This window comes from Kytococcus sp. Marseille-QA3725 (assembly GCF_054950055.1).
Genome location: NZ_JBUCLA010000001.1, coordinates 472,180 through 486,025, shown reverse-complemented (window position 1 = coordinate 486,025; position 13,846 = coordinate 472,180). Strand labels below are relative to the sequence as shown.

The following is a 13,846-nucleotide window of genomic DNA, read 5'->3' as shown; positions in this document are numbered from 1 at the left end:
GCAGCGGAAGCCGATCAGGCCGTGCGGTGGGGGAACTCCTCGCGGGCGTGGTCGAGGATGCGGTTGAGCAGGTACACGTCCAGCCCGGCACCGATGACCCCGCCGGCCAGCGGGACCGCCTTGCCCAGCCGCGTGAGCACCTTCTGCCCGGTCTGGGCCAGCAGGCGGAAGCCGACGGCCTTGTTGACCACCATGAGCACCGGGGCGGGCAGCTGTCGGCTGGCCAGCGAGGCCAGACGGCCGCCGGAGACCAGCGTGCCGGGGATGCCGGCCGAGGTGAGGATGTCGCGCGCGTCGGCACCCACCAGCGTCAGCAGGATGGCCGAGCGCAGCTCCGGCTGGGTCAGGTCGTGCCCGCGCAGGTGGGCGATGGCGGCCACCGCGCGCGTGGTGAGCAGGTAGAACTCCACCACGTTGGCCGGCAGCGCCACCGGCATGGTCAGCAGACCGCCCAGACCGGTGACGAAGCCACCGCCGGCGACCTTCTTGAAGTGGGACTTCGCGATGATGTCCTCGGCGCGGGCGCGGTCACCACCGGCCGCGACGAGGGCGTCCTCGGCGACCTTCTGGGCACCGTCCACCGGGCCCACGCCGTCGATGCCCACCTTCATGAGGCGGTGCGCCAGGGCGTCGGCTGCCTTGTCGAGCATGCCCGGGTCCTCGGTCTGGGCGGCCGCCGCGGCGCGACGCTCGATCTCCTGGTCCTTGCTGCTCTTGCGCGAGAAAATACCCATGGTGTCCTCCTGGGTGGCGGGAGCGGGTCCGGTGCTCGAATCTAACCGACCGATCAGCTCCACGCCGTGGAGCCGCCCGCGGCCGGGGGCTCCCGACCGTCGGAGTCGTCCTGCGCCTCCCCCTCGGAACCGTCGGGGTCGCGGGTGGCGTCCGGCGCCTGCGGGTCGCCCGGGACGGCGGCGTCCTCGGCCTCACCGGCCGGGGAGACGTCGAGCTGCTCCTCCTGCGGAGCGGGCTCCCCGTTCTCCTCCTCCCCCGGCTCGCTCGGGGCGTCGTCCATCGTCGCGCCGGAGGCCAGCCACTGCTCCAGGTCGGAGGCGATCTCGTCGGGGCTGGGCAGCTTGGCCACCTCGTGCGCAGTGAGGCTGCGGCGCTGCTGGGAGCTCATGAACTCGTCGAACTGCTGCTCCATGGTGCGCACCACCTCGAGCGCCTCCGGGTTCTGCTCCACCAGCTCGTCCAGCTCGCGCCGGTTCACCTCGGCACGGCGCTCGAGCTCCTCCATCGGGAACTCGATGCCGGTGGCCTCGGAGATCGACTGGAGCGCGGCGACCGTGCCGTCCAGAAGCTCCCGGTCGGCCAGGTAGCCCGGCACGTGGATGGCGAAGCCGACGGTGTCGAAGCCCTCCTCGCCCAGCCGCAGGTGTGCCAGCCCGTCCACGTTGCCCGGCACTTGCATGGTGCCGAAGACCGAGGCGTGGTCGGCAATGAGCCGGGCGTCCGAGGCGTAGGCGGTGAGCCCCGTCGGCCGCGTGTGGGGCACCTGCATGGGGGCGCCGTGGGCGGAGACCAGCGTGCGCACGCCGAACTCGCGGGCGATCACCAGGACGGCGGCGATGAAGCGCTCCCACTGGTAGTCCGGCTCGGGGCCCTCCAGCAGCAGGAAGTGCCGCCCGCTCGGGTCGGTCACGCGGTGCACCACCAGCGTAGGCATCTGCACCGAGATGTAGCGGTCCCGCTGGAAGGTCAGCAGGGGGCGGCGGGCCCGGTAGTCCAGCAGCGCGTCGACGTCGAAGGTCGCGACGACGCGGGACTCCATCGTGGACAGCACGTGGGCGATGGCGTTCTTCTCCACGTCGCCGGCGTCCACCAGTCCCCCGGTGGCCAGCCACAGGGTCTCGGTGCGGACCGAGCGTGGGTCGACGTCCGCCGGGTCCTCGATCCGGAACAGTGCGGTGGGATCCTGCACGCGGGCCTCCCTCTGGGTCATGGTCTGCGGTCGTCCGGTCGATTCGCCGCCGGACGAGGACCCGTCGCGCGGGGCGGCGGGCCGTGTCAGGTCAACGCCGCGCGCCCCGGCTCTGTTCCAGCGCGGACTCCACGGCGTCCATCGCCGCGTAGATGCGCTTCTCGCTCACCGCGTGGGCGGTGCCGAGCTGCTGGGCGAAGAGGCTGACGCGCAGCTCCTCGGTCATCCACCGCAGCGCGCGGACGTCCGGGCGCAGGCGCTCGGCGTCGTCCAGGCCGGCCAGCAGGTCGGCCCGCTCCCGCTCGACGGTCTCGATGACGGCCTGCCGGTCGGCGTCGCGCGCGAGGTCGGTGGGTGCCTTGGTGGCCCGGTGCTCCATCGCCCGCAGGTAGCGCGGCAGGTGCCTGACCCGGTCGTAGCCGGCCTCGGTGAGGAAGCCCGGGTGCACCAGCCCCACCAGCTGGCCGCGCAGGTCCGCGGCCAGCGCCTCCACGCGCGGGGCGGTCATGGCCTCGACGGCCCGCTGCACCACCGGGACGACGGTCAGCACCTGCCCGGCGGCCGAAACCATCTCCAGGATGCGGGGCGCTGCCTGCTGACGGGCGGTGGCGGCCACCTCCTCGAAGGCCTCCGCGGTGCGCACGGAACCCGCGCTCGCCAGCCGCTCGGCGATCACCGAGTCCACCGCGGCAGCCAGAGCGTCGTCGAGCAGCGCCTGGGTGGAGCCGTGCGGGGCCGCGCCGAGGGCGAGCTTCGTCTGGTCGTCCACACTGCGCAGGATCCGCTTCCACGGCGGCGTGAACCCGGCCAGCACCAGCCGCCGCAGCCCCAGCGCGTGCTCGTGCGCGGCCCGGCGCGGGTCGGCGAACACCTGCACGCCGGCGGTCGACCCCTCGTCCACGAGGGCCGGCCAGCCCTGCACCGCACCGTCGTCGAAGTGGTCGGGCAGCTCCCCGATGGTCCAGTCGGTCAGCCCGGAGGCGGTGAGCTCGGCCGCCGCGCCGGAGACCGCCTCCTGCAGCGACCCGGCCAGCTGCGCCTGCAGGGCACCGAGGTCGGAGCCCTCGGCCAGCACCTTCGGACGGCGGCGCCGGCCCTTGCCGCGGGAGCCCTTGCCCTTGCCGGCGGGTCCACCAGCGCTCCCGGGCGCGTCCTCGGTGACCCGGAAGGTCATGCGCAGGTGCGGCGGCACGGCGGCGGCGTCGAAGTCTGCCGGGTCCAGCGGCGTGCCGGTGCGCCGGTGCAGGGCACGTGCCAGCGCGGCGGCGAACCCGCCGCTCCCCCGCGGCGGACTGCCCACGCCCTCCCCGGCGGCCCCGAGCTCCTCGCCCAGGTCGCCCAAGGCCGCCGCGGCGTGGTCCGGTGCGGGCACGAAGGAGCGCCGGACCGCCTTGGGCAGGGAGCGCAGCAGAGCCACGGCGAGCTCCTCGCGCAGCCCCGGGACCTGCCAGTCGAAGCCCTCGTCGCGCACCCGGTTCAGCTGGCTCAACGTGAGGTGGACGGTCACCCCGTCGGCCTCGTCACCGGGCTCGAACTGGTAGGTCAGCGGCAGCTCGTGCTCGCCCTGCACCCAGGTGCTCGGGAAGTCGGCGAGGTCGACCTCGGTGGAGTCCTCCCCGGTCACCTCCTCCAACGAGAGGTCCAGCAGCTCGGGCTGCTCGCGGCGGGTCTTCTTCCACCACGAGTCGAAGTGCACGGCCGAGACGACCTGCTCGGGCACGCGCTGGTCGTAGAAGGCGAAGAGCGCCTCGTCGTCCAGCAGGTCGCGCCGGCGGGACCGGGCCTCGAGCTGCTCGACCTCGGCCAGCACCTTCTTGTTGTGCCCCCAGAAGGCGTGGCCGGTCGACCAGTCACCCTCGACCAGAGCGTGACGGATGAACAGCTCCCGGGCCAGCGGCGCGTCGACCTTCGCCAGCCCCACCTGCCGCCCGGCGACCAGCGGGATGCCCAGCAGCGTCACCCGCTCGTCGGCGACCGCCGAGCCGCGCTTGGACGACCACCGCGGCTCGGAGTACTGCCGCTTGACCAGGTGCGCGGCGGCGTCCTCCACCCAGGCCGGGTCGATCGTCGCGTTCGTGCGCGCCCACAGCTTGGTGGTCTCCACCAGCTCGGCCGAGACGATCCAGTCCGGCCGGCTGCGGAAGAGCCCGGACCCCGGCTGGATGGAGAAGTGCGCCCCGCGGGCCCCGAGGTAGTCGCGCGCCTCGCGGTCGCGCAGGCCCACCTGGCTCAGCAGGCCCGGCAGCAGGCTGCGGTGCACGACCTCCGCCTTGGCCGGGTCCACGGGGGCGAAGCCGTCGTCGCGGCCGCGGGTGCGGTCCGCCTCGACGCCGACCGAGGAGTCCTCCCAGCCCAGGCCCTTGACCACGCTGCGCAGCTGGTGGTGCACGTCCACCCACTCGCGCAGACGCAGGTAGTGCAGGAACTCGGCGTGGCACATCCGGCGGAAGGCCGAGCCCGAGAGGCTGCCCTTGCGCTCCCGCACGTAGGCCCAGAGGTTCAGCAGGGCGACGAAGTCGGAGTTCTCGTCCTTGAACCGCGCGTGCAGCTGATCGGCACGCTCGCGCTTCTCGGCCGGCCGCTCGCGCGGGTCCTGGATCGACAGCCCGGACACGATCACCAGCACCTCGGCCAGCGCCCCGCGCCGGTGGGCCTCCAGGAGCATGCGGGCCAGCCGCGGATCGGCGGGGATGGAGGCCAGCTGGCGCCCCTCCTCGGTGAGCCGCACCACTCCCCCCGTGGAGGCTGTCTGACGCGTGACCGCCCCGAGCTCGTGCAGCAGCCGCAGACCGTCGGTCACCTGCCGGGCGTCCGGCGCGTCGACGAAGGCGAAGCGCTGGACGTCACCCAGCCCGAGGTGCGCCATCTGCAGGATGACACTGGCCAGCGAGGTGCGCTGGATCTCCGGGTCGGTGAACTCCGGCCGGGCCTCGAAGTCCTCCTGGGAGTACAGGCGGATGCAGATGCCCGCGCTCACGCGCCCCGAGCGGCCCGCGCGCTGGTTGGCCGAGGCCTGCGAGATCTTCTCGATCGGCAGGCGCTGCACCTTCAGGCGCTGGGAGTAGCGCGAGATGCGCGCGGTCCCGGTGTCCACCACGTAGCGGATGCCGGGCACGGTCAGCGAGGTCTCGGCCACGTTGGTGGCCAGCACCACCCGCCGCTTGTTGTGCGGCTTGAAGACGCGCTGCTGCTCGGCGGCCGAGAGGCGCCCGTAGAGCGGCACGATCTCGGTGCCCGGCAGCTTCAGCCCCTCCAGCCCGTCGACCGCGTCGCGGATCTCCCGCTCACCGGAGCAGAACACCAGGATGTCGCGGTCCTGCGGGCGCGGGTCGTCGGCGGGCACGGCCTCGGTCCAGAGCTCCTGCACCGCCTCGGCGATGCCGGTGACCTGGTCGATCTCCTCCTCGGAGTAGGTGCTCTCGTCGTAGCCCTCGGGGTCCTCCAGCGCGTTCGGGTTGGAGGTGTCCAGGGTGCTGAGCGGGCGGTAGCGCACCTCCACCGGGTAGGTGCGCCCCGAGACCTCGACGACCGGCACCTCTCCCCCGACCGCCTCGGCGAAGTGGTCGGCGAAGCGCTGCGGGTCGATCGTGGCCGAGGTGATGATCACCTTCAGGTCCGGGCGCCGCGGCAGCAGCTGGTGCAGGTAGCCCAGGATGAAGTCGATGGTCAGGCTGCGCTCGTGCGCCTCGTCGATGATGAGGGTGTCGTAGGCGCGCAGGTCGCGGTCGAACTGCATCTGGTTGAGCAGGATGCCGTCGGTCATGACCTTGACCAGCGTCTGCGGGCTGGTCATGTCGGTGAAGCGCACCTGGTAGCCGACCGGGCCGGTCGGGTCCTCGAGCTCGACCCCCAGCTCGTGCGCGATGCGGTCGGCCACCGAGCGCGCCGCGATGCGCCGGGGCTGGGTGTGCCCGATCGTGCCCGTGACACCGCGCCCGAGCTCCAGGCAGATCTTGGGCAGCTGCGTGGTCTTGCCCGAGCCGGTCTCACCGGCGACGACGACCACCTGGTGGTCGCGGATGGCGGCGGCCAGGTCGTCCTTGCGGTCGACCACCGGCAGGTCGGGCCAGGTCAGCTCCGGCACCGACGCCCGGCGCGCCTCGACCTGCTCCGGCGTCAGCGGACGCGGGCCACGACGCCGCGGGCCACCCGGACCACGGCCCCGCCCGCGACCGCGTCCACGACCACCCCTGCGACCGGGGGCACCCCTGCGGCCCTGCCCCTGGTCGCCGTCCGGCCTCCTGCGTCCCCGCGCCCCCTCAGTCATGGGTCCGGGCGACGGAGTCGGCGGCCTCCGACTCCGTGGCCACCTCGGCGTCCTCGTACAGCGGGAGACGCACCTGCCCCGTGCGCAGCGCCCCTCGGCCCACCATGTGGGCGGCCACCGGGGCGGTGAGGAACTGGAAGAGGACGGTCAGGAAGATCGCACCCCAGACCGGCCACTCGCGGATGAACAGGGCCAGCCCCGCCCCGAGCAGCACCAGGCCGAGCGTCTGCGGCTTGGTGGCCGCGTGCATGCGGGTCAGGAGGTCGGGGAAGCGCAGCAGCCCGATCGCCGCGATCACCGAGAGCAGGGAGCCCAGCAGCATGAGCACGCCGCCGAGGACCTGGAGGACGTCGTTCACGAGGGCCTCCCGTCCGCGGACATGTCCACCCGCTCGTCCTTGGCCCAGCCGCGGTCCCGGTCGCGCGCGGCGTACCGGCCGGCCGCCACGGCACCCAGGAAGGCCACCAGCGACAGCGAGACCATCACGGTGGTCACCTGCGGCACCAGCCACCAGGCACCGATGAGGCAGAAGAAGCCGAGCAGCACGCTGACCAGCACGTCGGAGCCCACCATGCGGTCCAGCGCCGTGGGACCCCGCAGGATGCGCACCATGGCCACGGCGGCGGCCACCACCAGCACCCCGGCGGAGGCGGCCAGCAGCCAGGTCGTGATCTCGTTCATCGGTCCTCCCGGCGGTAGTCGGCGTCGAAGGCGGCCAGCACCCTCCGCTCCTGCTCCAGGCACTCCTGCCGGACGGTCTCGGCGTCCGCGGCGTCGCGGACCCCCAGGCAGTGGACGTGCGCCACCCGTGTCTGCTCGTCCAGGTCGATCACCATCGTGCCGGGCACCAGGGTGATCATCTCCGAGGTGATGGTCTGGAACAGCTCCTCGTCCGCGGCGAAGCGCACCACCACGACGGCGGCGTCCGTGCTGCGCCCCGGCAGCAGGACCAGCAGGCTCACGTCCCACACGGCCTTCACGAGGTCCTTCAGGAAGACCGCCACCAGCACCACCAGCGCCCAGGGGCGCAGGGTGGCGTTGAGGCGCAGCCTCGGCAGCGGCGACGCGAGGGTCACGAGGAGCCCGAGGGCCAGCCCGCCGAACAGGATCATCGGCGAGTAGGAGCCCCAGGCGATGACCCACAGGAGCACCAGCCACAGCAGCGGCAGGATCTGGATGCGACGCGTCATCAGTGGCCCCCGTCCGTCGGGTACTCCGCCTCCATGGCGGAGGCCGCGTCGGAGACCGCCCCGATGTAGGCGGCCGGGTTCACCAGGTCCTCCGCGGCCCGCTCGCAGACGCCGTAGATCGGCCCGGCGAACACCGTCAGCGCCAGGCCCACCAGGACCAGCGTGCCGGTGGGCAGGAAGAGCCCCGGCCCCAGCGGCACGGCCTCCTGGCCCATGCCCTCGGCCCGGCTCGGGGCGCCCCAGAAGGACTTGGCCCAGGTCCTGGCGATCGCGTACAGCGTGAGCACGGAGGTGACCACGCTGCCGACGATGAGCAGCCACATCATCGGGGTGCCGACCTCGGCGCCGGCCCGCATGAGGCCGACCTTGCCGATGAAGCCCGAGAAGGGCGGGATGCCCGCGAGGTTCATGGCGGGGATGAACCACAGCACCGCGATCCACGGGGCGGTGCGGATGAGCCCGCCCAGGCGGTCCAGCGTGCTCACGCCGGTGCGGCGCTGCACCATGCCCGTCACCAGGAAGAGCGTGGCCTGGATGAGGATGTGATGGACGACGTAGAAGATCGCGGCGGCGACACCCGCGGCCGTGCCGATGGCCAGGCCGAAGAGCATGTAGCCGATGTGGCTGACCAGCGTGAAGCTGATCATGCGCTTGATCTCCGTCTGGGCGACGGCGCCGAGGATGCCCACGAGCATCGTCAGCAGGGCGGCCCAAAGCAGCAGGTCCTGCAGGATCCCGTCGGGGAAGACGAGCGTCTGCACCCGGATCATCGCGTACACGCCCACCTTGGTGAGCAGTCCCGCGAAGACGGCGGTGACCGGTGCCGGTGCCGTCGGGTACGAGTCCGGCAGCCAGCTCGACATCGGGAAGACGGCCGCCTTGACGGCGAACCCGACCAGCAGCAGCGACTGCAGCATCACCTGCGTGCCCTGCGGCAGCTCGGCCATCCGCAGCGAGACCTCGGCGAGGTTCACGGTGCCGGTGGCCGTGTAGACCATGGCCACGGCGAACAGGAAGACCGTCGAGCTGAGCAGGGAGACGAAGGCGTAGGTGACGCCGGCGCGCACGCGGGAGGCCGTGCCACCGATGGTCAGCAGCACGAAGCTCGCGCCGAGGAGCACCTCGAAGCCGACGTACATGTGGAACAGGTCGCCGGAGACGAAGGTGGTGGCCACGCCCGCCGCGAGCACCAGCAGCGAGGGGTGGAAGATCGCCAGCGGGGCCTTGCCGCCGGCCTCCTGGTCGAAGGACTCCCGCCCCTCGGCGTTGGAGTACCAGAGCACCCCGAGGATGACCGTGAAGCCGACGATGAGCATGACGGCCGAGAGCCGGTCGACCACCAGCACGATGCCCTCGTAGGGGATCCACCCGGCGGTCGCCACCACCTGCGGCCCCCGGGTGTCCGCCGCCCACAGCAGCAGGCCGGAGCCGAACAGGCAGGTCGCCACCACGACGGTCGAGATGACGCGCTGGGCCACGGTGTGCCGGCCGACGGCCAGCGTCACACCGGCAGCGAGCAGCGGCAGCATCACCACCAGCGGGGCGATGAAGGACAGGTTCACGTCGCTCACCGGTCACCTCCCCGGGAGTCGACCGGCGGCTGCTCGTCGTCGAGCGGCTGGAAGGCCCGCGCGCGGTGGCGGCGGATCTCCCGGCGGCGCTCCTTGAACCGGCGGACGGCGGCCTCCATGTAGTGGTCGCCCTCCTCGTCGATGTCGGCGTCGTCGACGTCGTCCGGGGTGAGGTCGTCGTCGCCCTGGAACTGCGAACCGGACATGTCGTTGCGGTCGGCACGCAGCACGATGCGCAGGTCCTCGGGGTCGTGGGTGACGCGGTCGGTGCCGCTGAGCTGCCAGGAGCGGTGCGCCAGGGCCAGCAGGAACGAGACGAGCCCGAGCGAGATGACGATGGCGGTCAGCATCATCGCCTGTGGCAGCGGGTCGGCCATGTCCTCGGCGGGCACCTGTCCGATGAGCGGCGGCTCCCCGGGAGGCGCGGACGCGCTGAGGAACAGGAGGTTCACGCCGTTGCCCACCAGCACGAAGCCGATGAGCATGCGGACGATCGACCGGGCCAGGAGCAGGTAGACACCGCACCCGACGAGGACGGCGCCGGCGGCCAGCAGGGCCAGCGAGGGGGTCATGGGATCGGTCATGCCTCGAACTCCGGACGCTCGACGGGGCGCTCGGTGTGGCGCAGGCCGTAGCGGACGAACTCGTCGTCGGCGTGGCGGCTCAGGGCGTCGCGGTGGCTCTCGCCCCGCTCGGCCTCGATCTGGCGGTCGACACCGGCACCGAGGCTGGTCAGCAGGCCGACGCCCATGCCCAGCACGACGAGGTACACGCCGATGTCGAAGAAGGCCGGGGTGACCAGGTGCAGCCCACCGAGCAGGGGCAGGTGCAGGTCGAACACCCAGCTCTGCAGCGGCTCCCCGCCGGCGACCATGCCCAGCACACCGGTGCTGACGGCCAGGAAGAGCCCCGCGCCCATGAGCGTGCCCGAGAGCACCGGCGCTGCGGCGCGCAGCTCGTCGGCCTCACCGGCCAGGTAGCGGACGGTCAGGGCCAGGGTGGCCAGGAGGCCACCGGCGAACCCACCGCCTGGGGCGTCGTGACCCACGAGCAGGACGAACAGGCTCCACAGCATCATCGAGTGGAAGACCAGGCGCGTGAGCACCTCCAGCACCGCCGAGCGGCGGGTGGTCTTCATGCGGCTCGCGTCGGCCAGCCAGCGGCTGCCCTGGGTGTCGGCCTCCAGGTGCACCGAGCGGCGGTTGCGGGAGAAGGACGCCGCGGCCCGGGCGGTCTCCAGCACCTCCTCGCGGAGGAAGACCAGGCTGGCCACACCGGTGGCGCAGACGAGGACGACGGCGATCTCACCCATCGTGTCCCAGCCTCGCGTGTCCACCAGGATCACGTTGACCACGTTGTGGCCCCCGCCCTTGGTGTACGCGGTCTCGAGCAGGCCCCGGCTGGCCGGGACGTGTCCTCGCGAGTTCGCAGCCACCAGCGCCACGACGAACAGGACGGCCGCCACGCCCACGGAGATGAGCACCCGGGCGACCTTCTCCAACGGGCGCGGGGTGTCCGGGAACTGTCCCGCCATGCGGCGCAGCACCAGGATGAACACCACGATGGAGATGCTCTCCACCATCAGCTGGGTGAGGGCGAGGTCCGGGGCGCCGTAGAGCATGAAGAGCACGGCCGAGCCGTAGCCGGTCACGCCGGCCAGGATGACGGCGCGCAGGCGGCGGGTGGAGCGGGCCGCCCAGATGCCGGCGGCCGTCGTCACGAGCGCGACGCCGAGCTGGGCCCAGGAGTCCATGAGGCGCAGGTCGGTCGGCAGCGGAACACCCTGAACGGCCATCACGACGGCCGGAACCACCATGGCCACCAGGAAGATCATGCCGAGGGTGACCGGCAGCGAACCGCGCTGGAACAGGCCGGTGACCTCGAGCGCCACCCGGTCCACGCTGCGCATGGACAGCAGGAAGCCCCGCTGCGCTCCGGGCAGGTCCAGGGCGACGAGCCCGCGCTGGAATCCGTTGACCTGGCGGCGGGCCAGGTGCAGCACCACACCGACGGCGATCGTGAGCGCGGTGAACAGCAGCACGACGTTCCAGCCGTGCCACAGGCCCAGGTGCAGCGGGTGCTCCGAGGCCGGCCAGAAGCCCGCGTAGTGGGCGACGACCGGCTCCAGCAGGGTCTTGCTGAACAGACCCAGCACGACGGTGCCCACCGCCAGCACCACCGGGCTGGCCTGCAGGAAGAAGCCCGGGGCGTGCACCTCGGTGACCGGCTTGGTGCGCTGGGTGCGGAAGGCGCCCCAGACGAAGCGGGCCGAGTAGGCGAAGGTCATCATCGAGCCGACGAGGACGAACCAGAAGGCCAGCCCGGTGGGCGTCGTCCAGCCGTGCTCGACCGGGTTGAGCACCGTGTAGGCGCCCTCCTTGCTGACGAAGCCGAGCAGCGGCGGCAGACCGGCCATCGAGGCGGCCGAGATGCACGCGGTGACGAACAGCACCGGCATGGAGCGCGACAGCCCGGAGAGACGCCGCAGGTCACGGGTGCCGGTGCAGTGGTCGATCGCACCGACCACCAGGAAGAGCGAGCCCTTGAACAGCGCGTGGGCGAGCAGCAGCACGAGGCCGGCGCGGGCCGCGTCCTGCGTGCCGTGTCCCACCACGAGCACGAGGAAGCCCAGCTGGCTGACCGTGCCGTAGGCCAGGACGAGCTTGATGTCGACCTGCCGCAGCGAGCGCCACGCACCCAGCAGCATCGTCGGCCCGCCCAGCAGCAGGACGGTCCACTGCCACACCTCGAGGTGGGAGAAGGCCGGGGCGAAGCGGGCGATCAGGTAGATGCCGGCCTTCACCATCGCCGCGGCGTGCAGGTAGGCGCTCACCGGGGTGGGCGCGGCCATGGCCCCGGGGAGCCAGAAGTGGAAGGGGACCATCGCCGACTTGGTGATGGCACCGGCCAGCAGCAGCACCACCGAGGCGGTCACGAGGGTGCCGGCGGCCGGCGGGTCAGCGAGCAGACCGCTGATCGAGTAGGTGCCGGCGGCCTGCCCCAGGCCGATGATGCCCACGAGCATCGCCAGTCCGCCGCTGGCGGTGATGACGAGCGCCTCCATCGCCGCGGAGCGGGAGTGCCGCGAGGTGATGCGGTGGCCGATGAGCAGGAAGCTCAGCACCGAGGTGAGCTCCCAGAAGACGTAGAGGACCACCAGGTTGTCGGTGGTGACCAGGCCGAGCATCGCGCCGGCGAAGGCGGTGAGGGAGCCGGCGAAGAGGCCCAGCCCCGGCTCGTCGTCCTCGAAGTAGCCGACGCAGTAGACCAGCACCAGGGTGCCGATCGCCGCCACGACCATCGCGAGCAGCCAGCTCAGCGCGTCCAGGCGGAAGACGAGGTCCATGCCCAGCTGGGGCACCCAGGACCAGCTCTCGGTGACGGCCGGCGGCAGCGCGCCGAGGCCCTCCCCCACGGCGTGGTGCGGGTGGTCCGCTGCGCCACCGTGCACGACGGGCGTCTTCGACACGAGGTAGACCACCGCGGCCACCGAGGGCAGCGAGAGCGGCAGGAACGCCCTGGAGCCCAGCGCACGCACCAGCACGGGCGCGCAGAGGGCGGCCACGAGGTGCGCCAGGATCAAGGCGAACACAGGTCACCCCCAAGGGCGGTCGGGCTGGTCTGGGACGCCGGGAGTCTACGTGCTGGTCACGTCAACTGTCCGAGGACATGCAGGAGGAGGCCCACCAGACCACCGACGACCGTGCCGTTGATGCGGATGAACTGCAGGTCCTTGCCGACGTAGCCCTCGAGCAGCCGGGAGGTCTCGGTGGCGTCCCAGCGGCTGACGGTCTCGGAGATCACGCCGGCCAGCTCGGCACCGTGCCGGTCCACCAGACCGCCCACGACCTCCGCGCTGCGGCGGTCCAGCGCGGAGCAGGCATCAGTGTCCTCCGCCAGGCCCCCTGCCCCGTCGGCCAGGGCGGCGGCCAGCCGGGCCGGCAGCGGCCCGTCGGGGTCCTCCAGCGCCTCCAGGAGCACCAGGGCCAGGCCCTCCCAGAGGTCGGCGACGGTGGCGGCGGTCGACGGGTCGGTGAGGATGCGCTCCTGCACGCGGGCCATGGCCTCCGCGGTGGCCGGGTCGTGCTGCAGGTCCCGGGCGAGGTCGGCCAGCAGGTCGTCGACGCTGGCCCGGATGCGGTGGTCCGGCGTGCGCTGGACGTCGCGCGCCCAGCCGAGGAGCTCCTCCTGGATGCGGGTGACTACCGCGTCGTCGACCCACTGCGGCGACCACCACGGTGCGCGCGTGCGGACGATGAACTGCACCCGCTCGGGGTTCGCCTCCAGCCAGGCGACCACCTCGTCGACCCCCAGGTCCACCAGCCGCCGGTGCGAGCCGCTGCGCACGACCTCCTCCAGCCAGCGACCTGCCAGCGGTGCCAGCGGCTCCCGGGCCAGCCGCGGCAGCAGGTGCTCGCCGGCCAGCTCCTGGACCGTCGCCCGGTCGGCGGCGCGCAGGGCACGCCGCAGGGCCGGCAGCGCCTCGGTGACCACCGACCGCGCGTGGGGCGGGTCCGCCGTCCACCGAGCCACGCGGGCGGTCACCCCGGCGCGCACCCAGCGGTCCGCCGCGGTGCCGGGCGTCAGGAAGTTGGTGGCCACGAAGGACTCCAGGGCCTCCCCGATCTCGTCCTTGCGCCGCGGGATGATCGCGGTGTGCGGCACCGGCACGCCCAGCGGGTGCCGGAAGAGGGCGGTGACGGCGAACCAGTCGGCGATCGCCCCCACCATCGACGCCTCGGCCGTGGCGTGCAGGTAGCCCCAGGGACCGTCGGAGGGGGTGAGCACGAAGACCACCGCGGCCAGCACCAGCAGGCCGGTGGCCACCGTCTGCATGCGGCGCACTGCGGCCCGGTCCGGTGTCATGGCGCCATGGTTCCACGCGCCCGCGGGC

The 13,846-nt window shown here is 72.7% G+C and carries 10 protein-coding genes; all 10 read right to left on the bottom strand.

Annotation, left to right across the window (positions count from 1 at the left end; all coding sequences use genetic code 11):
- Positions 1 to 14: 14 nt before the first annotated feature.
- The 10 genes from ACY8FT_RS02210 to ACY8FT_RS02165 all read right to left on the bottom strand — a co-directional run bounded on the left by ACY8FT_RS02210 (position 15) and on the right by ACY8FT_RS02165 (position 13,818).
- A complete protein-coding gene (locus tag ACY8FT_RS02210; RefSeq protein ID WP_462417316.1) occupies positions 15 to 734 on the bottom strand; it encodes an EcsC family protein in 720 nt (239 codons plus the stop codon).
- Between the two features lie 53 nt (positions 735 to 787).
- Positions 788 to 1,924, bottom strand: a complete 1,137-nt coding sequence (locus ACY8FT_RS02205; protein WP_462417315.1) for a PAC2 family protein — start codon at positions 1,922 to 1,924, stop codon at positions 788 to 790.
- A gap of 91 nt (positions 1,925 to 2,015) precedes the next feature.
- On the bottom strand, positions 2,016 to 6,191 hold the full coding sequence (hrpA, locus tag ACY8FT_RS02200; protein WP_462417314.1) for an ATP-dependent RNA helicase HrpA: 4,176 nt from the start codon (positions 6,189 to 6,191) through the stop codon (positions 2,016 to 2,018).
- On the bottom strand, positions 6,184 to 6,549 hold the full coding sequence (gene mnhG / locus ACY8FT_RS02195; protein WP_462417313.1) for a monovalent cation/H(+) antiporter subunit G: 366 nt from the start codon (positions 6,547 to 6,549) through the stop codon (positions 6,184 to 6,186). The genes hrpA and mnhG overlap by 8 nt, the downstream gene beginning before the upstream one ends.
- Positions 6,546 to 6,872: a monovalent cation/H+ antiporter complex subunit F gene (locus ACY8FT_RS02190; RefSeq protein ID WP_462417312.1), complete on the bottom strand. Its 327-nt coding sequence runs from the start codon at positions 6,870 to 6,872 to the stop codon at positions 6,546 to 6,548. Before ACY8FT_RS02190 ends, mnhG begins: the two co-directional genes overlap by 4 nt.
- On the bottom strand, positions 6,869 to 7,381 hold the full coding sequence (locus ACY8FT_RS02185; RefSeq protein ID WP_462417311.1) for a Na+/H+ antiporter subunit E: 513 nt from the start codon (positions 7,379 to 7,381) through the stop codon (positions 6,869 to 6,871). The genes ACY8FT_RS02190 and ACY8FT_RS02185 overlap by 4 nt, the downstream gene beginning before the upstream one ends.
- Positions 7,381 to 8,952: a Na+/H+ antiporter subunit D gene (locus ACY8FT_RS02180; protein ID WP_462417310.1), complete on the bottom strand. Its 1,572-nt coding sequence runs from the start codon at positions 8,950 to 8,952 to the stop codon at positions 7,381 to 7,383. Before ACY8FT_RS02180 ends, ACY8FT_RS02185 begins: the two co-directional genes overlap by 1 nt.
- On the bottom strand, positions 8,949 to 9,536 hold the full coding sequence (locus ACY8FT_RS02175; protein ID WP_462417309.1) for a Na(+)/H(+) antiporter subunit C: 588 nt from the start codon (positions 9,534 to 9,536) through the stop codon (positions 8,949 to 8,951). The genes ACY8FT_RS02180 and ACY8FT_RS02175 overlap by 4 nt, the downstream gene beginning before the upstream one ends.
- Positions 9,533 to 12,544 carry a Na+/H+ antiporter subunit A gene (locus tag ACY8FT_RS02170; protein WP_462417308.1) on the bottom strand — a complete coding sequence of 1,004 codons (3,012 nt, stop codon included), beginning with the start codon at positions 12,542 to 12,544 and terminating at the stop codon, positions 9,533 to 9,535. Before ACY8FT_RS02170 ends, ACY8FT_RS02175 begins: the two co-directional genes overlap by 4 nt.
- Positions 12,545 to 12,600: 56 nt before the next feature.
- Positions 12,601 to 13,818 (bottom strand): DUF445 domain-containing protein, encoded by a 1,218-nt coding sequence (locus ACY8FT_RS02165; RefSeq protein ID WP_462417307.1) that lies wholly within the window; start codon positions 13,816 to 13,818, stop codon positions 12,601 to 12,603.
- Positions 13,819 to 13,846 lie beyond the last annotated feature (28 nt).